This window comes from Streptomyces sp. NPDC057253 (genome assembly GCF_042669125.1).
Taxonomy (GTDB): domain Bacteria; phylum Actinomycetota; class Actinomycetes; order Streptomycetales; family Streptomycetaceae; genus Streptomyces.
The window spans coordinates 38254-58543 of the sequence record NZ_JBHUXV010000023.1 but is presented as its reverse complement, the minus strand read 5'-3'; the positions used below and the strand labels follow the sequence as shown (position 1 = coordinate 58543).

Annotated in this window: 18 protein-coding genes; 8 read left to right on the top strand and 10 right to left on the bottom strand. The window is 71.3% G+C overall.

Annotation, left to right across the window (positions count from 1 at the left end; all coding sequences use genetic code 11):
* The first annotated feature begins 103 nt into the window (after window positions 1-103).
* On the top strand, window positions 104-1324 hold the full coding sequence (locus ACFULQ_RS15550; protein WP_383543454.1) for an MFS transporter: 1221 nt from the start codon (window positions 104-106) through the stop codon (window positions 1322-1324).
* On the opposite strand, the gene ACFULQ_RS15545 is transcribed toward ACFULQ_RS15550, so the two are convergent.
* Together ACFULQ_RS15545 and ACFULQ_RS15540 are read right to left on the bottom strand one after the other, a co-directional pair.
* Entirely contained in the window at window positions 1261-2421 is a 1161-nt protein-coding gene (locus ACFULQ_RS15545) for a hypothetical protein (protein WP_383543452.1), read from the bottom strand. The genes ACFULQ_RS15550 and ACFULQ_RS15545 overlap by 64 nt on opposite strands.
* Complete coding sequence (locus tag ACFULQ_RS15540) at window positions 2418-3362, bottom strand: 5-dehydro-4-deoxyglucarate dehydratase (RefSeq protein WP_383543449.1); 945 nt, start codon at window positions 3360-3362, stop codon at window positions 2418-2420. The genes ACFULQ_RS15545 and ACFULQ_RS15540 overlap by 4 nt, the downstream gene beginning before the upstream one ends.
* 153 nt (window positions 3363-3515) lie before the next feature.
* On the opposite strand from ACFULQ_RS15540, the gene ACFULQ_RS15535 reads away from it, so the two are divergent.
* The 7 genes from ACFULQ_RS15535 (at window position 3516) to ACFULQ_RS15505 (ending at window position 10858) form a co-directional block, all read left to right on the top strand.
* Complete coding sequence (locus ACFULQ_RS15535) at window positions 3516-4325, top strand: NAD-dependent epimerase/dehydratase family protein (protein WP_383543447.1); 810 nt, start codon at window positions 3516-3518, stop codon at window positions 4323-4325.
* 296 nt (window positions 4326-4621) lie between these two features.
* Window positions 4622-5389 (top strand): DeoR/GlpR family DNA-binding transcription regulator, encoded by a 768-nt coding sequence (locus tag ACFULQ_RS15530; protein ID WP_383543444.1) that lies wholly within the window; start codon window positions 4622-4624, stop codon window positions 5387-5389.
* 83 nt (window positions 5390-5472) lie between these two features.
* Window positions 5473-6843 carry an ABC transporter substrate-binding protein gene (locus ACFULQ_RS15525; RefSeq protein ID WP_383543441.1) on the top strand — a complete coding sequence of 457 codons (1371 nt, stop codon included), beginning with the start codon at window positions 5473-5475 and terminating at the stop codon, window positions 6841-6843.
* Window positions 6840-7778: a carbohydrate ABC transporter permease gene (locus ACFULQ_RS15520; RefSeq protein ID WP_383543438.1), complete on the top strand. Its 939-nt coding sequence runs from the start codon at window positions 6840-6842 to the stop codon at window positions 7776-7778. Before ACFULQ_RS15525 ends, ACFULQ_RS15520 begins: the two co-directional genes overlap by 4 nt.
* Window positions 7775-8599 (top strand): carbohydrate ABC transporter permease, encoded by an 825-nt coding sequence (locus ACFULQ_RS15515; RefSeq protein WP_383543435.1) that lies wholly within the window; start codon window positions 7775-7777, stop codon window positions 8597-8599. The genes ACFULQ_RS15520 and ACFULQ_RS15515 overlap by 4 nt, the downstream gene beginning before the upstream one ends.
* Window positions 8596-9585, top strand: coding sequence for a zinc-dependent alcohol dehydrogenase family protein (locus ACFULQ_RS15510; protein ID WP_383543432.1), 990 nt, complete (start codon window positions 8596-8598; stop codon window positions 9583-9585). Before ACFULQ_RS15515 ends, ACFULQ_RS15510 begins: the two co-directional genes overlap by 4 nt.
* 70 nt (window positions 9586-9655) lie before the next feature.
* Window positions 9656-10858, top strand: coding sequence for a TerD family protein (locus ACFULQ_RS15505; RefSeq protein WP_383543579.1), 1203 nt, complete (start codon window positions 9656-9658; stop codon window positions 10856-10858).
* 182 nt (window positions 10859-11040) lie between these two features.
* On the opposite strand, the gene ACFULQ_RS15500 is transcribed toward ACFULQ_RS15505, so the two are convergent.
* The 8 genes from ACFULQ_RS15500 to ACFULQ_RS15465 all read right to left on the bottom strand — a co-directional run bounded on the left by ACFULQ_RS15500 (window position 11041) and on the right by ACFULQ_RS15465 (window position 20269).
* On the bottom strand, window positions 11041-11607 hold the full coding sequence (locus tag ACFULQ_RS15500; RefSeq protein WP_383543429.1) for a TetR/AcrR family transcriptional regulator: 567 nt from the start codon (window positions 11605-11607) through the stop codon (window positions 11041-11043).
* Window positions 11608-11702: 95 nt separating this feature from the next.
* Window positions 11703-12743, bottom strand: a complete 1041-nt coding sequence (locus ACFULQ_RS15495; RefSeq protein ID WP_383543427.1) for a LacI family DNA-binding transcriptional regulator — start codon at window positions 12741-12743, stop codon at window positions 11703-11705.
* Between the two features lie 48 nt (window positions 12744-12791).
* Entirely contained in the window at window positions 12792-13307 is a 516-nt protein-coding gene (locus tag ACFULQ_RS15490; protein ID WP_383543423.1) for a DinB family protein, read from the bottom strand.
* 68 nt (window positions 13308-13375) lie between these two features.
* Window positions 13376-14401: a 1-aminocyclopropane-1-carboxylate deaminase gene (locus ACFULQ_RS15485; protein WP_383543420.1), complete on the bottom strand. Its 1026-nt coding sequence runs from the start codon at window positions 14399-14401 to the stop codon at window positions 13376-13378.
* Between the two features lie 14 nt (window positions 14402-14415).
* Window positions 14416-15063 carry a GntR family transcriptional regulator gene (locus ACFULQ_RS15480; RefSeq protein WP_383543417.1) on the bottom strand — a complete coding sequence of 216 codons (648 nt, stop codon included), beginning with the start codon at window positions 15061-15063 and terminating at the stop codon, window positions 14416-14418.
* An 88-nt stretch (window positions 15064-15151) separates the two neighbouring features.
* Complete coding sequence (locus ACFULQ_RS15475) at window positions 15152-16732, bottom strand: TROVE domain-containing protein (RefSeq protein WP_383543415.1); 1581 nt, start codon at window positions 16730-16732, stop codon at window positions 15152-15154.
* A 453-nt stretch (window positions 16733-17185) separates the two neighbouring features.
* Entirely contained in the window at window positions 17186-18634 is a 1449-nt protein-coding gene (locus tag ACFULQ_RS15470; protein WP_383543412.1) for an alkaline phosphatase PhoX, read from the bottom strand.
* 210 nt (window positions 18635-18844) lie between these two features.
* On the bottom strand, window positions 18845-20269 hold the full coding sequence (locus tag ACFULQ_RS15465; RefSeq protein WP_383543409.1) for a hypothetical protein: 1425 nt from the start codon (window positions 20267-20269) through the stop codon (window positions 18845-18847).
* Window positions 20270-20290: the final 21 nt, after the last annotated feature.

Sequence of the window (20290 nt, the reverse complement as noted above, 5' to 3'; positions counted from 1 at the left end):
GTCGTGAAGGGTGGACCGGCCCCGCTTCGAAAACTCATCGCTCACGCATCCAGGGCACCTGCCTCATCCCGTCCCCGGGGCCTTAGATCCACGCTTTCCCCCTATGACGACGACATGGGCCGTGCTCCGGGATCGGGACGCACGGCTGTATCTCACCGGAGTGCTCGTCTCCGGCTTCGGCACCTCGGCCCTGTGGCTGGCCGCCGGGGTCTGGGTCAAGGACCTCACCGGCTCGGACGGCCTGGCCGCGCTGTGCATGCTCGCGATGTGGGCACCGACCCTCGCGGGCCCGCTGCTCGGCGCCCTCGCCGACCGCGTCCGCCGCAAGCCGCTGCTGATCGGCGCCAACCTGCTGCTCGCGGCCCTCCTGCCGGCCCTCCTCACCGGCCGCGTCCCGGTCATCCTCACGGTCCTCCTCGTCTACGGCGCCGTGGGCGTGGTCCATGACGCGGCGGAGTCGGCCCTGGTCGCCGGAACGGTCACCCCGTCCCTGCTGGGCGACTTCAACGGCCTGCGGATGGCGATCACGGAGGGCATGAAGGTGGTCGCCCCGTTGGCGGGCGCGGGCCTGTACGCGCTCCACGGCGGCCCGGCCGTGGCCCTCCTGGACGCCGTGACGTTCGTGGTGGCGGCGGGGGTGTACGCGGGGCTACGCGCCCGGGAGGCCGGTGGCGGACGCGAGACCGTCCCCGGCCCCTCCCACCCCACCCCCTTCACCGAAGGCGCCCGCCACATATGGGCCCACCCCACACTCCGGCCCCTGGTCCTGGTCGGCGGCACCACCATGTGCTGCGCCGGGCTCAACGGTGCCCTGCTCTACGCCGTGATCGACTCCCTCGGCCGCTCCCCCGCGTACGCCGGTGTGCTGTACGCCGTCCAAGGCGCCGGATCCGTGGTCGTGGGGCTGTGCTCCGGGCCCGCCCTGCGGCGCCTGGGCGGGCGCCGGTTCGCCGCGTACGGCATCGCTCTCACCGCCGTGGCCGCCGGGCTGCGCGCGGTCCCCTCCGTGCCGCTGGCCCTGGCGTGCAGCGCGGCGATCGGCGTGGGCCTGCCCTGTGTGCTGATCGCCGCGCTCACCGCAGTGCAGCGGGAGACGCCGGACGCGCTCCTGGGACGTACCGTCGCCACGGCCAACACCCTGGTGTTCGCGCCGAACGCACTCGGTCTCGCCGCGGGCGCGGCCCTGGTCGAACTGGTCGATCAGCGGCCGCTGTCCGTCGCCCTCGGCGTGGTGTGGCTGGCCACCGCCGTGCCCCTGCTTCAGAGGCCGGCCAGCGCCGAACGGATCGCCTCCAGGTCGCCGTCCGACGCCAACCCGGCGTGATACAGCCGGACTTCGGTCGCCCCGAGCTCACGCGCCCGCGCCACGTCCGCCGCCAGGGTGCCCGGGCTGCCGCCCATCCCCGCGACGACGGGGAAGTTGGCGGCGATCACGGCGTCCTTCCGGGTCCCGGCGAACGGCGCGAGCAGGCCCGGCCCGCCCGCGCAGGGCACGACCACACCGTCCGCGACGGACAGGATGTGCTCGGGGTCGACCCCCGGGTTGGCGCCCACGTGATAGGTCACCGGGTCGGCGTGCAGCAGGATCTGGAAGCCTTCGGGAGCGGCGGCACGCACCGCCCGCACCGCCGTCTCCTGGAGCGTGCGGGCCGTCTCGTCACGCCACGCGCGCGTGGCCGCCGCCGGCTCGGCGCCGAGCAGCTTCTCGACCCCGGCCCAGCCCCCGTCGTCCGGCGCCCCCTGCCACAGCGGCTCCAGAGCGGCACGCACGGCCGCCGCCAACTCGTCGGGATCGGCGCCCTGTTCGCCGTACCCCTCACGGCACGTCCCGCAGAAGCAGAGCGCCATGAGGTACGTCCCGGCGTCGCCGAGCGGGACCCCGCCGGTCTTGTCGTGGGCGTGCAGGTGCTGGAGGCCGTACCAGCCGAGGGACTCCAGTTCGGTGCCGGCCGCGCCGGGGCGGACGGCCGCCTCCACGGCGAGGTCGACGAGGTACGCGCGCGTGGCGGGCTGGGCGATGCACGGGGCCCACGGGTAGCGGTCGCCGTAGGCGTTGACGACGGAGGTGCTCGGATGGTCGGCGCCCATCCGGGAGTTGTGCGCGAGGACGACCCAGGTGTGCACCTCCAGACCGGCCCCGGCGAGCTCGGCACAGGCCTGTCCGAAGGCGTCTCCGGGAGCCCAGTCACCGGCCGCGTACGGCCGCAGCTCCCGTCCTTCCCAGCGCGAGTCCGTCGGGTACAGCACCGCCGCGTGCTCGGCGGTCACGATGCGGTGGCGGGGGTGGCGAGGGGTCAGCGCGCGCGTGGAGTGGTACGCGGCGGCGAGGGTCGCCTGGCGCACGCCGAGCCCGGCGATGCGGGCCGCGGCCTCCGGGTCCCCGTTGACGTCCCAGGGGTAGACGAACGTCGACGCCTTCACTGTGCCTCCTCCAGGAGCGCGTACCCGCGCTCGACGATCTCCGCGAGCTGCTTGACATGATCCTCGCCGGGCTCGTGCAGCGGCGGGCGGACCTCGCCCACGTCGAGGCCCCGCAGCCGGACGCCGGCCTTGACCAGGGAGACGGCGTACCCGCGGCCACGCGCGCGCAGTTCGACGAAGGGGCGGTAGAAGCCGTCGAGCAGGAGGTCGGCCGTGGCCCGGTCGCCGTCGACGAGCGCGCGGTGGAAGGCGAGGGCGATCTCGGGAGCGAAGCAGAAGACGGCCGAGGAGTACAGGGGGACGCCGATGGCCTGATAGGCGAGCTGGGTCTGCTCGGCGGTCGGCAGACCGTTGAAGTAGAGGAAGTCACCGGGGACGTCGGTGCGTACGGCGCTGACGATCCGCTGCATCAGGTCGAGGTCGCCGAGGCCGTCCTTGAGGCCGACGACCCCCTCGGTGCGGGCGAGCTCGACGACGGTCTCGGGAGTGAACACGGCGTTGTCGCGCTGGTAGACGATCACCGGGAGCGCGGTCGCGGCGGCCAGCTCGCGGTAGTGCCGCAGCAGTCCCTCCTGCCCGGCGACCACCAGATAGGGCGGCATGGCGAGCAGCCCGTCGGCGCCGGCCTCGGCGGCCAGCCGCGCGTACCGTACGGCGAGCGCGGTGCCGTATCCGGCGCCCGCGACCACCGGCACCCGCCCCGCCGTCTCCGCCACGGCCGCCCGGACGCAGTCCTGGAACTCCTCGGGTGTGAGCGCGTGGAACTCCCCGGTGCCGCAGCACGCGAACACGGCCGCGGCCCCCGCGTCCACGCCCTGGCGTATGTGCGCGCGATACACATCGAGGTCGACGGATCCGTCCGGGCCGTAGGCGGTGACGGGGAAGAACAGCGGCCCGCTGGGGATGCCGAGGCGATGGGCGAGGTCGGCGGACGACGTCACAGGCTCTCCCTAGAATCGCATGCAGAATGCTGATCAGAGTTTATATTTCTGAACAGGCATCCCGCTACCCTTGACTAAGCCAAGACCCAATCCCTAACTTGTCCACGAATGTGAATGCTGTGCACTCATGAGGCCGTTCAAGGAGACCCGAGGATGCCCGCTCCCCGCACCGTCCTGCTCACCGGCGCCGCCGGCGGCCTCGGAACCCTGATGCGGGACCTCCTGCCCCAGTACGGCTACCAGCTGCGGCTGCTCGATCTGCGCCCGATCGAGGGCGAGCCGGACGCGATCGTGGCGGACCTCGCCGACAAGGACGCCGTACGCGAGGCCGTGCGCGGCGTCGACGCGATCATCCACCTCGCGGGCATCTCCCTGGAAGCCCCGTTCGAGAAGATCCTCAAGGCGAACATCGAGGGCACCTACCACCTGTACGAGGCCGCGCACGCGGAGGGCGTCTCCCGGATCGTCTTCGCCTCCTCCAACCACGCGGTCGGCTACACCCCGCGCCCCCAGGGCCAGGACCCGCTGATCCCGATCGACACCCCGCGCCGCCCGGACACCTTCTACGGCCTGTCCAAGTCCTTCGGCGAGGACCTCGCGCAGTTCTACTGGGACAAGTACGGCCTGGAGACCGTCACCGTCCGCATCGGCTCCTGCTTCCCCGAGCCGACCAGCGTGCGCATGCTCTCCCTGTGGATGAGCCCCGCCGACGGCGCACGCCTCTTCCACTCCGCCCTGACCGCCGAGGACGTCGGCCACACCGTGGTCTACGGCTCCTCCGCCAACACCCGCCTGTGGTGGGACCTGACCACCGCGCGGGCCCTCGGCTACGACCCCCAGGACGACTCCGAGCCCTACGCCGAGAAGCTCATCGCGGAACAGGGCGAACTCCAGGAGGGCGTGGAGGCCCACGCCTACCTGGGCGGCCAGTTCGTGACGGACCCGCCGATCTGGCCGCACTGACGACCGGCGGGCAAGGAACGGGCCGGCCCACACCTGCATCCGGGCACGGACGGCAGCCTGAGTGCAGGCGCGGCAGCGCCGCACTCAGGGGCGCGGGGAACTGCGCGACCAGCCACAACGAACCCGCAGTCGCCGCACAACCGCACCCTCCACCCCAGCAGGCGCGGCCCCGCCCGAACGGGCACACACGGACAGGATCCCTCCAGCAACAGACCTGGTCACCACCCCCCACCCGCTGTACAACTTCCTCCAGACGGCCCGAACGGGCACCGCACGACAGGAAGGCGGGTGACCGAATGACCAGTACCGCGGAAGAACGCCAGCGGGAGATCGTCCGCACCGCCCGCACCACAGGCGCCGTCGACGTCAACACCCTCGCCGCCCAGCTCGGCGTCGCCAAGGAGACCGTACGAAGGGATCTCCGCGCCCTGGAGGACCACGGCCTGGTCCGCCGCACCCACGGCGGCGCCTACCCCGTGGAGAGCGCCGGTTTCGAGACCACCCTCGCCTTCCGCGCCACCAGCCACGTGCCCGAGAAGCGCAGGATCGCGACCGCCGCGGCCGAGCTGCTCGGGGACGCCGAGACCGTCTTCGTCGACGAGGGCTTCACCCCGCAGCTCATCGCCGAGGCGCTGCCCAGGGACCGGCCGCTGACCGTGGTCACTGCGTCCCTGCCGGTCGCGGGCGCCCTCGCGGAGGCCGAGCACACCTCCGTCCTGCTGCTCGGCGGCCGGGTCCGCCCCGGCACCCTGGCGACCGTCGACCACTGGACGACGAAGATGCTGGCCGGCTTCGTCCTCGACCTGGCCTTCATCGGCGCCAACGGCATCTCCCGCGAACACGGCCTCACCACCCCCGACCCCGCGGTCAGCGAGGTCAAGGCGCAGGCGATCCGGGCCGCGCGCCGCACGGTGTTCGCGGGCGTGCACACCAAGTTCGGCGCGGTCAGCTTCTGCCGGTTCGCGGAGATCGGCGCGCTGGAGACGATCGTGACCAGCACGCTGCTGCCGTCGGCGGAGGCCCACCGGTACTCCCTGCTGGGCCCGCAGGTCATCAGGGTCTGACATTCGAACTGACCTCTTCATAGGGCCACTTACGGAAACCGGTGCCCCTTATATCCCTCTATGTCTATGTCCAGGAGCGATCCATGCGAACCCAGAGCCGACGACGGCCACCGCGAGCCACGCTCGCCCTGGCCGCCGTAGGGACGCTGCTCGCCCCGCTGCTCTCCGGCTGCTGGGTCGGAGCGGGCGGGACGGGGTCGGGAGGCAACTCCATCAACGTCCTGATGGTCAACAACTCCCAGATGACGGAACTCCAGAAGCTCGCCCCGCGCTTCACCGAGGAGACCGGCATCAAGGTCAACTTCACCGTCCTGCCCGAGAACGACGTCCGCGACAAGATCAGCCAGGACTTCGCCAACCAGGCCGGCCAGTACGACGTGGCGACCCTGTCCAACTACGAGATCCCCATCTACGCCCGCAACGGCTGGCTGCACGAGATGAACTCGTACGTCGCCAAGGACCCGTCGTACGACGAACAGGACGTGCTCAAGCCGATGCGCCAGTCCCTGACCGGCGACGACGGCAAGCTCTACGGCCAGCCCTTCTACGGCGAGTCGTCCTTCCTGATGTACCGAAAGGACGTCTTCGCGAAGGAGGGCCTGACCATGCCGGCCCGTCCCACCTGGACCCAGGTCGCCGACCTGGCCGCCGAGGTGGACGGCGCCGAGTCCGGCATGAAGGGCATCTGCCTGCGCGGACTGCCCGGCTGGGGCGAGATCATGGCCCCGCTCACCACGGTCGTGAACACCTTCGGCGGCACCTGGTTCGACAAGAGCTGGAAGGCTCGACTGGACTCCCCCGCCTTCGAGAAGGCGACCAAGTTCTACGTCGACCTGGTGCGCGAGCACGGCGAGTCCGGCGCCGCCCAGTCCGGCTTCGCCGAGTGCCTCAACAACATGACCCAGGGCAAGGTCGCCATGTGGTACGACGCCACCAGCGCCGCGGGACTGCTGGAGGCGTCCGACTCCCCGGTCAAGGGCAAGCTCGGCTACGCCCCTGCCCCCGTCGAGAAGACCGAGTCCTCCGGCTGGCTCTACACCTGGGCCTGGGGCATCCAGAACGCCTCCCGCAACCCCGACAACGCCTGGAAGTTCGTCTCCTGGGCGTCCAGCAAGCAGTACGAGCAGCTGGTCGGCGACGAGATCGGCTGGTCCAACGTCCCGGCGGGCAAGCGCGCCTCGACGTACACGAACCCGGAGTACCGCAAGTCGGCCGCCTCCTTCCAGGAGATGACCAAGGAGGCCATCGAGCAGGCGCGGCCGAACGATCCCGGGGTGCAGCCGCGTCCCGCGCCCGGCATCCAGTTCGTCGGCATCCCCGAGTTCACCGATCTCGGCACCAGGGTCTCCCAGGAGATCAGCGCGGCCATCGCCGGACGCCAGTCCGTCGAGTCGGCCCTGAGGAAGTCCCAGCAGCTCGCCGAGAAGATCTCCGAGGAGTACGAGGGACGATGACCGCGACCACGACGGCCCCACCGGCCACCCTGACCGTACGCACCGCGCCGGGGCCCTCGAACCGGCTGCGCGCCTGGGCCACCCGGGCCCCGCTGCTCCCCGCCCTGATCTTCATGATCGTGGTCACCCAACTGCCGTTCGTGGCCACCGTGGTGATCTCGTTCTTCGACTGGAACTCCCTCTATCCCAAGGCCCGTCACTTCACCGGAGTCGACAACTACAAGGAGGTCCTCACCGACGCGGACCTGCGCCACTCGGTGTGGACGACGGTCCTGCTGACGGTGACGGTGGTGCTGGTCAGCCTGGTGCTCGGCCTGGTCCTGGCGCTGCTCCTCGACCGTCGGTTCAAGGGCCGGGGCGTGGTGCGCACCCTGCTGATCGCGCCCTTCCTGGTGGTCCCGGTGGCGGCGGCCCTGCTCTGGAAGCATGTGCTCTACAACCCTGAATACGGCCTCTTCAATGGGCTGTTGCACTATGTGGGCGGCCCACAGCCGGACTGGATCTCCAACACCCCGCTGCTCGCGGTGGAGGCCTCCCTGATCTGGCAGTGGACGCCGTTCATGATGCTCATCCTGCTGGCCGGCCTCCAGAGCCGCGACCAGCAGCAGATGGAGGCCGCGCGGGTGGACGGCGCGAGCGACTGGCAGATCTTCCGCTATCTGACGCTCCCGCACCTGCGCCGCTACCTGGAGCTGGGCGCCCTGCTCGGCTCGATCTACATCGTCCAGAACTTCGACGCGGTCTTCACGATCACGTCCGGCGGCCTCGGGACCGCCAACCTCCCCTACACCGTCTACCAGAGCTTCTACCAGGCCCACGAGAACGGCCTCGCCTCGGCGGCCGGTGTCCTGGTCGTCATCGGATCGATCATCATCGCGACCTTCGCCCTGCGCGTGGTGTCGTCCCTGTTCCGTGAGGAGGCGGGCCGGGCATGACCGTCATACGCCGTAACGGGCTGGGCCTTGTGGCCTGGCTGCTGGGAATCCTGTTCTTCCTCCCGATCGCGTGGATGGCCCTGACGTCCTTCCACTCGGAGGCGGACGCGGCCACCAACCCGCCGTCCTTCGGCGCCGCCCTGACCCTGGACGGCTACCGGGAGTTCTTCGGCACGGGCGGCGGCGCCAGCCCCTGGCCGGCGCTCATCAACTCCACGGTCGCGTCCCTGGCCTCGACCCTGTTCGTCCTGCTCCTGGCGCTCCCCGCGGCCTACGCGCTCTCGATCCGCCGGGTCCGCAAGTGGACGGACGTCCTGTTCTTCTTCCTGTCGACGAAGATGCTGCCGGTGGTGGCGGGCCTGCTCCCCATCTACCTGTTCGCGAAGAACACCGACATGCTCGACAACATCTGGCTGCTGGTCATCCTCTACACGTCGATGAACCTGCCGATCGCGGTCTGGATGATGCAGTCCTTCCTCGCCGAGGTCCCGGTCGCGGTGATCGAGGCCGCGCGGGTGGACGGCGCGCGGCTTCCGACGATCCTCGCGCGCGTGGTGGCCCCCATCGCCCTGCCCGGGATCGCCGCCACGGCCCTGATCTGCTTCATCTTCAGCTGGAACGAACTGCTCTTCGCGAGGGTGCTCACCGGCGTGGTCGCCGAGACCGCCCCCGTCTTCCTGACCGGCTTCATCACCAGCCAGGGCCTGTTCCTGGCGAAGGTGTGCGCCGCGTCGCTCGTGATCTCCCTGCCGGTGCTCGCCGCGGGGTTCGCCGCCCAGGACAAGCTGGTCCAGGGCCTCTCCCTTGGAGCCGTGAAATGAAGGCCGCCGTCATCGAGTCCGTGGGCAAGGCCGTCGTCACCGAGGTCCCGGACCCGACGCCGGGCCCGCGCGAGGTCGTCGTCGAGGTCGCCGCGTGCGGACTGTGCGGGACCGATCTGCACATCCTCCAGGGCGAGTTCGCCCCGAAGCTGCCGATCGTGCCGGGCCACGAGTTCGCGGGCGAGGTGGTCGGGGTCGGCGCCCAGGTCACCGAGTTGGCGGTCGGCGACCGGGTGGCCGTCGACCCGTCCCTGTACTGCCACGAGTGCCGGTACTGCCGTACGGGCCACAACAACCTCTGCGAACGCTGGGCCGCGATCGGCGTGACCACGGCGGGAGGCGCGGCGCAGTTCGCCGTCGCCCCCGTGGCGAACTGCGTACGGCTGCCCGAGCACGTCCGCACCCAGGACGCGGCGCTGGTGGAGCCGCTCTCCTGCGCGGTCCGGGGCTACGACGTCCTGAAGTCCCGCCTCGGCGCCCATGTCCTGGTCTACGGCTCGGGGACGATGGGCCTGATGATGCTGGAACTGGCCAAGCGGACCGGCGCGGCGAGCGTGGACGTGGTGGACGTGAACCCGACCCGTCTGGAGACGGCCCGCAAGCTCGGTGTCTCGGCCTCGGCGGCCAACCCCGACGAGCTGGACCGCCCGCAGGGCTGGGACCTGGTGATCGACGCGACGGGCAACGCGGCGGCCATCCAGGACGGCCTGGAGAGGGTGGCGAAGGCGGGCACCTTCCTCCAGTTCGGCGTGGCCGACTACGCGACGCGGGTGACGATCGACCCGTACCGCATCTACAACCAGGAGATCACCATCACCGGCTCCATGGCCGTCCTGCACAGCTTCGAGCGGGCGGCGGAGCTGTTCGCGAACGGGGTCCTGGACCCGGAGATCTTCATCAGCGACCGGATCCCGCTGGAGCGGTATCCGCAGGCCCTGGAGCAGTTCGCGGCGGGGGTGGGACGCAAGATCGTGGTGGTGCCGTAGGCCGGTGGGGTGCCGTAGGAGATTAAGGGAACGGTAAAGCGCCGTCGCTCGTTCACCGGGCATGACAGCTATGACCCCGGGCTCGAACATCCCCCTCCCCGTCACCCGTGTGACGGTGGACGTCTCCGCTCCCGTGCGGCTCGACGTGTCGGGCCTGCTGCTCACCACCGACGGCAAGGTGCGCTCCGACGACGACTTCATCTTCTACAACCAGCCGTCCGGGCCGGGCGTGACCTACCGCTCGGGCGGCGGCACCTCCCCCGACGCGATCACCGTCGACACGGCGGCCGTACCGCCCGGCATCGAGAAGATCGTCGTCACCGCGAGCCCGGACGCGGCGGGCCAGAGCTTCCAGGGCATCGAGCCGACGGCCACGATCCGCAACGCGGACGACGCGTCCGTCCTGGCCACCTTCACGCCGCCGCAGCTCGGCACCGAGACCGCGCTGGTGGTCGTGGAGATCTACCTGCGCAACGGCGCCTGGAAGGCCCGGGCGGTCGGACAGGGGTACGCCAACGGGCTGGCGGGCATCGCGACGGACTTCGGCGTGACGGTGGAGGAGCCGGCCCCGGCACCGGTGGCTCCGCCGCAGCCGGTCGCTCCGCCGCAGCCGGTGGCTCCGCCGCCCGCGCCGACCGTGCATACCCCGGTGACCCCGCCGCCTCCGGCCCCGCCCGCTCCCGCTCCGGGGTCCGGGAAGATCAACCTCGACAAGGGGCGGGTCAGCCTCCAGAAGAACCAGACCGTGTCCCTGGTCAAGGGCGGCCGGCCGCTCCTCTCGCAGGTCAAGATGGGGCTCGGCTGGGAGCCGGCGTACCGGGGCAAGGACATCGACCTCGACGCGTCGGTCATCGCCTACGGGCCGCAGCGCAACCACATCGACAGCTGCTACTTCGGCAAGCTGTCCATCGTCGGCGGCGCGATCAAGCACTCCGGCGACAACCTCACGGGTGAGGGGGGCGGCGACGACGAGGTGATCGTCGTGGACCTCGGCCGGCTCCCGCAGGAGGTCACCGGCCTCGTCTTCACCGTCAACTCCTTCTCCGGCCAGAAGTTCACCGAGGTCGCCAAGGCGTACTGCCGCCTCATCGACGCGGCGAGCGGAGAGGAACTGGTCCGCTTCGACCTCACCAACGCGGAGGCGCAGACGGGCGTGATGATGGCCAAGCTGATCAAGCAGTTCTCCGGCGAGTGGGAGATGACGGCGATGGGCGACTTCGTGAAGTCCCGCACGGTGAGGGGGATGGTGAAGCCGGCGGCCCAGGCGCTCTGAGCAGCTCCGGGTAGTGGTTCGGCTGCGGCCCGGCGGGGGCTGGTCGCGCAGTTCCCCGCGCCCCTGAGTGGGGACAGTCGGGCATACCTTGACTGCACCCACCTAGGGGCGCGGGGAACTGCGCGACCAGCCACGACGCACCCGCACCCGCCAGACAACCCAGCGAGGCACCCCCTTAGGCCCTACCCTCGCAACCCCTCCGTCAGCAGCGTCAGATACCGCCGAACAGCCACCCCCCCCCCGTCCGCCAACTCCGCCGCCCCCGCCACCCCATGAGCCAGCCGAAGCAACTCCACCGGCTCCACATCCCCCCGCAACGCCCCTACCTCCCGCGCCGCCGACACCAACCGCTCCGCCGCCCCCCGCACATGCGCCCCGCACACCGTAGGCGTGACACCCCTCCCGTCCGTCATCGCGGACCCCAGCAGCGCGCCCAGCCCCCGCACCTGGATCGTCCCGACGCACAGCTCGTACAGCCACTCCGTCAGCGCCTCCCCCGGCGGCAGCTCGGCCGCGAGCGCGTCGGCACGCCGGGCGAACCCCTCGACCCGGTCCATGTACGCCGCCTCCAGCAGGGCCCGCCGCGTCGGGAAGTGCCGGTAGAGCGTCCCCGATCCGACCCCCGCCCGCTTGGCGATGTCGTCGAGGGACGCGCCCTCCCCATGCTCGGCGAACGCCTCCGCGGCCACCTTCAGCAGCCGCTCGTAGTTGCGCCGAGCATCCGCGCGCATGGGCCTGACCTGCGTCATCCAGATACTCCTCGCGAACCGGGGGCTCTCTCCGCATGCTAGTGCGTGCCGGGCGCCGAGGGATGGCGGCGAACTCCGTCCGGGCCGGGGACGCCTCAGGCCGAGGCGCGTACGACCAGTTCGGGCACCACCCACGCGTCCGGGCCGGTCAGCGGCTCCTCGCCCGCCCGCAGCCGGGCGACCTGCTCGACGGCCAGCCGGCCCAGCCGGCGCTTGTCGAGGTGGAGGGTGGTGAGGGCGGGCTCCACGAGCTCGCTCAGGGAGAGCCCGTCGAAGCCCAGCACGGCCAGATCCTCGGGCACCCGCCGACCCCGGCGCCGGGCGGCCCGTACCGCCCCTACGGCGATCAGGTCGTTGAAGCCGAACACCGCCGTCAACTGGGGTCGTTCGTCGAGGAGTTGCTCCATGGCCGCCTCACCGCCGGCCACGCTGTGCTCGGCGGACATCGCGATCCAGCCCTCGTCGACCGGCAGACCGTGGCGCCGGACCTCGGCCAGGAAGGCCTCCCGGCGCGGCCCGGGGGTGAACCGGTCGCCGTCCAGCATGCCGATCCTCCGGTGCCCCGCCCGGACCAGGTGGGCGATGCCCTGCTCAAGACCGGCGGCGGCGTCGATGCCCACGGCGGCGAACCGGGTCTGCTGCGGACCGCGTTCCAGCAGCACGAGGGGCATACCGCCGAGGTGGCGGGCGAGGACCTCGTCGTCGTTCTGGAAGTAGCCCACCACCGCGTCCGCCTGGTGGGAGAGCACATCGAGCGCCTCCCGCTCCTTGGCACCGTCGGTGCGGGTGTCCCACACCACCACCTGCCAGCCGCGCTGCTCGGCGGCCTCCAGGACACCCGCGGCGACCTCGGGGAAGTACGGGTTCATCAGGTCCGGGATGACCAGCCCCGCGGTGACCGTCCCCTTGCGGACCAGACCGCGCGCGAACCGGCTCGGCCGGTAGTCCAGCATCCGCGCGGCCTCAAGGACCCGCGCCTTGGTGTCCGGATCGATCTCCCCCTTGTCGTTGACCGCCCGCGAGACCGTCTGCCGGGACACCCCCGCCAGCTTCGCCACGTCGTGGATCGTGGCCCGGCGACGAGGTCCCTCCGACACGTGGGCGCCCGGATTCCCCTGCTGTTCGTCGGTCCACATGCGGTGCACTGTATCCAGCCATCCCGGGAAGGCACCCGGCGCTGCGACCTAGAAGTAGCCCTTCTCCCCGTCGAGCAGCTCTCTCACGATGTCCGCGTGCCCCGCGTGCCGTCCGGTCTCCTCGACGAGATGGATGAGCATCCAGCGGAGGTCGGCCTTGGCGGAGCGGTAGTCGGGATGGCGGCCGACGTCGTCCAGGGATGCCCCGGCCACGATCTCGTTGCTCCGGGCGCACTGGGCCTCGTAGTCCGCGAGCAGCTGCTTCAGCGAGCTGCCGTCGGTACGCCAGTCCGCGTCCTCGTCGGTCTCGGAGAAGGAGGGGTTCGGCGTCTTGTCGCCACCCAGGAACAGCACCTCCAGCCAGGTGTGCTCGACCCACCGCATATGGCTGATGAGCCCGGCCATCGTCATCGCCGGCGAGGTGGGGACGACGGAGCGGTGCGCGTCGGTCTCGCTCAGGCCCTCGCACTTCCATCTCAGGATCTGCCGTTGCAGATCCAGCCAGCCGACGAGCGCGGTGCGTTCGTCGGCCTGCAAGGGGGGACGCTCAAGTGAAGGTGACATGCCTGCACGGTAGGGCGCCGGGTCTCGGGACGCCGCCTGATTTTCCTCCCGGCTCCCGGCCGAAACGCTCAGAACAGCGCGCTGTACCCGTTCAGCGCCGGCTGGCCGCCGAGGTGGGCGTAGAGAACCGTGGAGTCGGCGGCGATCTCCCCGCGTTCCACCAGGTCGATCATCCCGGCCATCGACTTGCCCTCGTAGACCGGGTCGGTGACCATTCCCTCGGTGCGGGCGGCGAGGCGCATCGCGTCGAGGGTGGTGTCGTCGGGGATGCCGTAGACGCCGGCGTGGTACCGCTCGTCGAGTTCGACGTCCGCCTGCGTCAACTCCTTCTCCACACCGATGAGTTGGCCCGTGTGGTGGGCGATCCGCGCGATCTGCTCCCGGGTGGCCACCGGCTTCGCGGAGGCGTCGATGCCGAGGACCCGGCGGGGGCGGCCGCCGGCCTCCTCCAGCGCGCGGAACCCCGCGACCATGCCCGCCTGGGTGGAGCCGGTCACCGAGCAGACCACCACCGTGTCGAAGAAGACGCCCAGCTCCCGCTCCTGGTCGGCCACTTCGTACGCCCACCCGGCGAAGCCGAGTCCGCCGAGCGGGTGGTCGGAGGCACCGGCCGGGATGGCGTACGGCTTCCCGCCCGACTCCTCGACATCCCTGAGCGCCTGCTCCCAGCTCTCCTTGAACCCGATCCCGAACCCGGCCTTCACCAGCCGTACGTCGGCCCCGGCGAGCCGGCTGATCAGGATGTTGCCGACCTTGTCGTAGACGGCGTCCGGCCAGTCCACCCAACTCTCCTGCACAAGCACGCACTTGAGCCCCGCCCGGGCGGCGACGGCGGCCACCTGACGGGTGTGGTTGGACTGGACGCCGCCGATCGAGACGAGGGTGTCGCAGCCCTGGGCGAGGGCGTCGGCGACCAGGTACTCCAGCTTGCGGGTCTTGTTGCCGCCGTACGCGATCCCGGAGTTGCAGTCCTCCCGCTTGGCCCACAGCGCGGCGCCGCCGAGGTGCGCGGTGAGGCGCTCCAGCGGGTGCACCGGGGACGGTCCGAAGAGCAGCGGGTAACGGTCGTACGAGGCAAGGGACTTGCGTGCCATGGGGTCCTCCCGGGTCAGTCGCTGTCGGCGAGCTCGGCCAGCCCTCGCCAGATCTCCGCCGTGACGTCGACGGCCTCGTCGACGTTTCCCGCCGCGCAGGCCTCGATCAGCCGGTCGTGCAGGCCCGCCGAGCGGCAGTTGCCGCCCTCGCCGAAGCGGCGGCGCTCCAGGCGGCGGATGAGGGGGGTGTAGCGGGCGGCGGTGGCGGCGGCCGCGCGGTTGCCGCTGACACGGACGAGGACGTCGTGCAGGTCGTCGTCGGCGTGCAGGGCCTCGTCCACGTCACCGGCGGCGACGGCGGCCGCGAACCGTTCGTTGGCCGCGCGCATGGTCTCCAGGTCGGCGGCGAACAGACGCGGCACGGCGACCCGGGTGACCAGTTCGTGCATGGCGCCGACCACGGCGGCGGCGTCACGCACCTCGGCGGCGTCGACCTGGGTCACCCGGGTGTAGCTCTGCGGCTTGCTCTCCAGCAGCCCCTCGTCGACCAGCCGTGCGAAGGCCTCCCGCACCGGCGCCCGCGACAGCCCGAGCCGCTCGGCGAGCTCACCGTCCCGCACCACCGCACCGGGCTCGATCTCGCCGGCCACGATGGCGTCCCGGATGGATGCGTAGGCCCGGTCCCGCAGCAGGGTGCGGGCGAGCGGTCGTATGGCCTTCATGAACTGAAATGTTAGATGTCAGTACCTGGCCCGGGCAAGGGCACGGGTGTGGCCCGCACCCCCGTGAAGTGCGGGCCACGCTCAGGGCTCAGGCCGCCCAGGGCCAGTCGGCGTCCTGGGCCGCCTCGAGCAGCGGAACCATCCGGAAGGCCGCGTCCGAGAGACCTCCGAAGGTGTGCCGGTTGCCGGTGCCGGAGGGGCCGTGGCCCGCCCGGTAGCCGGCGAGGTTCCAGGTGTAGACCGGCACGTCGGCGGGGACCTGCTCGGTCGGGCCGCCGTGGCGGTGGTACGTGTACTGCTCGTCGGTGACGATCAGCACCCGGTCCTGGCCCCGGTAGTGCGCGCGGATCGCCGAGGTGGTGTCGGTGCCGCCCAGGTCGCCGAAGCGGCCGAGGATCTTCAGCACCGACTCGCCCCGCCCGATCGCCAGCCGCCGGTTCGTGGTGCCGAACTCGACCAGGTCCGCGTCCTCCGCGCGCAGCGCGAGCGCCGTGCCGAAGATCGCGGCCGCGTCCGCCCGGTTGAGCTGCGAGCGGTCGGACAGCCGCGCCCACATCGAGCCCGAGCGGTCGACCAGGACCAGGGTCCGGCCGGGCAGCGCGGGCACATTGGCCAGCGAGTGGCCGAGCGCCCGCTCCAGCGGGTGGGACCAGCGCAGCGAGGGCGCGTGCTGGTACGCGGCGAGGTACCGGAACGGGAACTGCCGCGACCGTGCGACCTCCGCCGGGTCGCTGATCTTCGCCGCGACCTGTGCGGCGACCTCGTCCGACACACCGGCCTCGTCGAAGTTCCGGAGGTTCCTGACCAGCGCCATCGCCCCCATGGACGGGATCACGGCCTCCCAGGCCACCTTGTCCATCGGGCCCTGGAGCCAGCCCGCCAGCGCCTCCCACGTCATTCCGGCCGCGGCCAGCCGCTCGGCCCCGCCCTCGGACGTGACCACGGCCCGCCGCGCCTCGACCGGCAGCGCCATCAGCTCGCGGTGCGCGGTCAGAAGCCGGCTCGACCCGGGCGGTACGGCGGTGTCCGGGTTGTGCCGGCGGTCGAGGGCGTACTGGAACAGCTCGCCCTGCCACGGCTTGTCCGGGTCCGGGGCCGCGTGCACGAGGTTGAGGATGTCGCCGAACCGGTAGCCCTTGGACGCGGTGTCGTACTTCAGCAGCGACTTGCCGCTGTAGAGGCGTCGTACGGCGTCGGCGATGCCCCGCTTGACGGGCTTCGGGACGCTACGGCCGTAGCGCGAGGTCCAGTACCCGAGGAACTCGCCGGGCTCGTCGGGCCGCTGGAGCACCGAGGCCACGACCTGCCGGTTCGAGGGGCCCTCGGTGACGCCCGCGTCGAGACGCGCCTTGACGTACTCGGCGGCGCCCACGAGGGAGGCGGTACGGAGGTTGCCCTCGCCGCGCAGCCAGCCGAGCAGGCCGGCCGTCCAGGTGGAGTCGGTGACGGCGAGCTCGCGCACGAGACGCGCGAACCGGTCGTCGCGGTCGGCGCCGCACTCGTAAAAGGTCTGCTGGGAGACGAAGTTGGAGACCGCGAGCAGAAAGAGCTCGGAGCGCGCGTCCCTCTCATGACCCCGGCCGCCCTCGTAGGTCCGCAGAACGCGTCCCGTCGAGGTGACCCGGGAAGCGGGTCGGGCTCGTGCCGTCTTCTTGTTGAATCGCGCCATGGTGAATTCCCCCGAATTCATTTCCGTTTCGGAGGGAGGCGCAGCAAAAGGAGGGTGTCCGAGGTCGAAGTCGGCCGCGGTGCTTATCAACAGGCGCGTCTTCCGTTCCGCCACATCGACCCTGAGTCGATGACGGGATTCGAACCCGCACGAGGGATTTCCCTCACCAGTTCCCGAAGTATCCGCTGCCTGCGCACCGGGCACCCACCATGAGCTGCGCCTCCCGAGATCACATTGCTCGCACCGGGAGGTGCATGAAGTTGTGGTGTCCAGAGTTCAGGTCGGCGGAACCGACATCAGGTGCTCTAACCCCTGAGCTACACCGGCGAGTTGTACCGGTGGCGGGACTCGAACCCGCGGCCGCCCCATTATGAGTGGAAGTAGGTCCTGCCTTCGCACCTGGACGTTCATCACTCTAGGAGGCGTGCCGCGGGCCGGGCGAGCGAATTAAGGTCAGCCGCGCTTCTGGCGCTTCCAGGGCCCCGTGATCGCCAGCATGATCCCCGGTGTCTGGATGTTGGCGTACAGCGTCCTTCCGTCGGGCGAGAAGGTGACGCCGGTGAACTCGCTGTACTCGGGCGCCTCTTCGGTGCCGATGTTCAGCTCGTTGCGGGCGATCGGGTAGGTGCGGCCGCTCTCGGTGGCGCCGAACAGGTGCTGGACGCCCTCGCCGTCCTCGGCGATGACGAGGCCGCCGTACGGGGAGACGGTGATGTTGTCGGGGCCGTCGAAGGCGCCGTCCTCGGCCGGGTTCGGGTTCACGCCGAGGAGGACCTTCAGGGTCAGGGTGCGGCGCTTGGGGTCGTAGAACCAGACCGCTCCGTCGTGCTGGACGGGGCTCTCGGTGCGGGCGTACGAGGAGACGATGTAGGTGCCGCCGTCGCCCCACCACATGCCTTCGAGCTTGCGGGCGCGGGTGACCTGGCCGGCGGTGAACTGCTTGCGGACGGAGGTGGTCTTCGCGTCACGGTCGGGGACGTCCACCCAGTCCACGCCGTACACCGTGCCGATCTTCGTGGCGCGGGAGAGGTCGTCGACGAACTGGCCGCCGGAGTCGAAGCACTTGAAGGCCTGGAGGGTGCCCGCGTCCTCGGCGAGGGTGCGCAGCTTGCCGTGGCCGTGGCAGAAGCCCTCGGGCGGGGTCCAGCGGTACAGCAGGCCGTTGGGGTTGGAGGCGTCCTCGGTGAGGTAGAGGTGGCCGCGCCTGGGGTCGACGACGACGGCCTCGTGGGCGTAACGGCCCAGTGCCTTGATGGGCTTGGGGTCCTTGTTGGCGCGGCGGTCGGAGGGGTCGACCTCGAAGACGTAGCCGTGGTCCTTGGTGAAGCCGTTGGTGCCGGCCTTGTCCTCGGTCTCCTCGCAGGTGAGCCAGGTGCCCCAAGGGGTGTTGCCGCCCGCGCAGTTGGTGGCGGTGCCGGCGATGCCGACCCACTCGGCGACCTTGCCGCCGGGGCGGACCTCGACGACCGTGCAGCCGCCGGCCGCGGCCGGGTCGTAGACGAGGCCCTCGGTGAGCGGCACCGGGTAGGGCCACTTGGCGCGGGCGCCGGCCAGCTCGTGGTTGTTGACGAGGAGGGTGGTGCCGCGCGGGCCGTCGAAGGTGGACGTGCCGTCGTGGTTGGAGGGGGTGAACTCGCCCGACTCCAGCTTGGTCTTGCCGCTGTAGGTGATGACCTTGTACCGGAAGCCGGCAGGCAGCGCGAGCAGGCCCTCGGGGTCGGGGATCAGCGGCCCGTAGCCGACACCGTGGTGGGCGCCTGCGGCCTCCGCCTCCGCGCTCTCGACGTCGGTGGCGGCGAGGGCGTTCGGCGCGGTGGCGAGGGCGCCGACACTGCCCGCCAGCGCGACCCCGGCCCCGGTGAGCGCGGTTCTGCTGGCGAAGTCCCTGCGGGTGAGCGACATGGTGTCTCCTGAGACGGTGGGTAAACGCCGTGGAGGGTGGCGGACCTCGGTTCGGCGCAACAGTCCCGTCCATGCCTGAACGCAGGTTGAACGGCGTGAGACTTCGGTGGAGCCACTTGAAGGAATCGACACGGGGTCATGGGAAACCCTTTAGGGGCGCGGGGAACCGCGCGGCCGGCCCCCCACGCGCCCGCAGCCGCCTCCCGACCGTCAACCCCCGTGCTGCGAACGGGCCTTGAACGCGGCCTTGCGGGCCTCCTTGGCCACCTTCTTGTCCGGATGCAGCCGCCCCATCGCCTCCAGCACATCCGCCGTGGCCGGGTGATCCACCCGCCAGGCCGCCGCGAAGAACCCCCCGTGCTGCTGGGCCAGCCCCTCCACCAGCCCCTGAAGCTCCTCGGAGTTGCCCTCCGCGGCCAGCTGCGCGGCGATCGTGTCGACCGTCAGCCAGAACACCATGTCCTGGGAGGGCGGGGGCACGTCCTCGAACCCGCGCTCGACCAGCCAGACCCGGGCGAGCCCGCCCAGTTCGGGGTCGTCGAGCACCTCCCGCAGCGCGGGCTCCGCGACGGTGCCGACGAGCGACAGGGCCTGCTGACACCGCAGCCGGCGCAGCGGCGCGCCCTGGTCGCCGCCCCGAGCGGCACCCAGCAACTCCCGTGCCGCCGTGAGGGGTTCGCGTCGGTCCAGCCACTGCTCGGTCTCGGCCTGCGCGGCCGAGGGCGGAAACCCGGCGGTGCCGTCGAGGAGCGCGTCCGCCCCCTTGTCGGCGAGGTCACCGACGGCGGGTGCCGCGATCCCCGCCTCCAGCAGCCGCGAGCGCAGGCCGTACAGGCCGAGGGGGGTGAGCCGGACCATGCCGTAGCGGGAGACGTCGGTCTCGTCGACGGCCGCGGCGGGCTCCTCGTCGGTGTCCGCCATCAGGGCCTCGTCCACGGGCTGGTACTCCACCAGGCCGACCGGCTCCAGGATCCGGAACTGGTCGTCGAGCCGCATCATCGCGTCGGAGACCTGCTCCAGGACGTCGTTGGTGGGCTCGCCCATGTCGCTGGGCACGATCATCGAGGCGGCGAGGGCCGGCAGGGGTACGGTGCCGTCGGCGGGCCCGTCCTCGCCGACCGTGAGCAGGTAGAGGTTGCCGAGCACCCCGTCCAGGAACTCCTGCTCGGCCTGCGGGTCCCAGTCCAGGGCGTCGAGGTCGACCTCGCCTCCCTCGTCCAGGGCGTCGACCAGATCGTCCAGGTCGGGCACGCTCGCGTCGGCCAGCACCGTCTCCAGCGCGGTCAGCCAGACCCCGAGCACGTCCTGCGGGGACCCGGTGAGCAGGGCCAGGTCGGCGCCCGGGGCGACGGTGCCCTCCTCCTCGTCGACGATCTCCACGAGCCCGGTGTCGACGGCGACGCGCCAGGCCTCGCTCGCGTACGCCGCCGCGTCGTCGCCGGTGAGGCCGAGTTCCGCGGCCGCCGCGGGCAGCTGCTCCTCGACGAGTCCGCCCCCGGCGTCGACACGGGTGTCCTCGCCGGCCCAGCGGGCGAGCCGGGCGGCCCGGGTGAGCAGCGGCGTGGACAGGGCGTCGCGCGCCAGCTCCGCTTCGAGGTGCAGCCGCACCGGCGGCAGGGGGGAGCTGTCTGACATCGGCTGTTTCTCCTAGGACGC

What these genes read in the sequence shown, in the direction of transcription:
- ACFULQ_RS15465 (WP_383543409.1), bottom strand. Translation starts at nt 20,269, where the DNA reads ATGTCAGACAGCTCCCCCCTGCCGCCGGTGCGGCTGCACCTCGAAGCG.
- ACFULQ_RS15495 (WP_383543427.1), bottom strand. Translation starts at nt 12,743, where the DNA reads ATGTGGACCGACGAACAGCAGGGGAATCCGGGCGCCCACGTGTCGGAG.
- ACFULQ_RS15510 (WP_383543432.1), top strand. Translation starts at nt 8,596, where the DNA reads ATGAAGGCCGCCGTCATCGAGTCCGTGGGCAAGGCCGTCGTCACCGAG.
- ACFULQ_RS15515 (WP_383543435.1), top strand. Translation starts at nt 7,775, where the DNA reads ATGACCGTCATACGCCGTAACGGGCTGGGCCTTGTGGCCTGGCTGCTG.
- ACFULQ_RS15475 (WP_383543415.1), bottom strand. Translation starts at nt 16,732, where the DNA reads ATGGCGCGATTCAACAAGAAGACGGCACGAGCCCGACCCGCTTCCCGG.
- ACFULQ_RS15485 (WP_383543420.1), bottom strand. Translation starts at nt 14,401, where the DNA reads ATGGCACGCAAGTCCCTTGCCTCGTACGACCGTTACCCGCTGCTCTTC.
- ACFULQ_RS15520 (WP_383543438.1), top strand. Translation starts at nt 6,840, where the DNA reads ATGACCGCGACCACGACGGCCCCACCGGCCACCCTGACCGTACGCACC.
- ACFULQ_RS15480 (WP_383543417.1), bottom strand. Translation starts at nt 15,063, where the DNA reads ATGAAGGCCATACGACCGCTCGCCCGCACCCTGCTGCGGGACCGGGCC.
- ACFULQ_RS15525 (WP_383543441.1), top strand. Translation starts at nt 5,473, where the DNA reads ATGCGAACCCAGAGCCGACGACGGCCACCGCGAGCCACGCTCGCCCTG.
- ACFULQ_RS15500 (WP_383543429.1), bottom strand. Translation starts at nt 11,607, where the DNA reads ATGACGCAGGTCAGGCCCATGCGCGCGGATGCTCGGCGCAACTACGAG.
- ACFULQ_RS15470 (WP_383543412.1), bottom strand. Translation starts at nt 18,634, where the DNA reads ATGTCGCTCACCCGCAGGGACTTCGCCAGCAGAACCGCGCTCACCGGG.
- ACFULQ_RS15505 (WP_383543579.1), top strand. Translation starts at nt 9,656, where the DNA reads ATGACCCCGGGCTCGAACATCCCCCTCCCCGTCACCCGTGTGACGGTG.
- ACFULQ_RS15490 (WP_383543423.1), bottom strand. Translation starts at nt 13,307, where the DNA reads ATGTCACCTTCACTTGAGCGTCCCCCCTTGCAGGCCGACGAACGCACC.
- ACFULQ_RS15530 (WP_383543444.1), top strand. Translation starts at nt 4,622, where the DNA reads ATGACCAGTACCGCGGAAGAACGCCAGCGGGAGATCGTCCGCACCGCC.
- ACFULQ_RS15535 (WP_383543447.1), top strand. Translation starts at nt 3,516, where the DNA reads ATGCCCGCTCCCCGCACCGTCCTGCTCACCGGCGCCGCCGGCGGCCTC.
- ACFULQ_RS15550 (WP_383543454.1), top strand. Translation starts at nt 104, where the DNA reads ATGACGACGACATGGGCCGTGCTCCGGGATCGGGACGCACGGCTGTAT.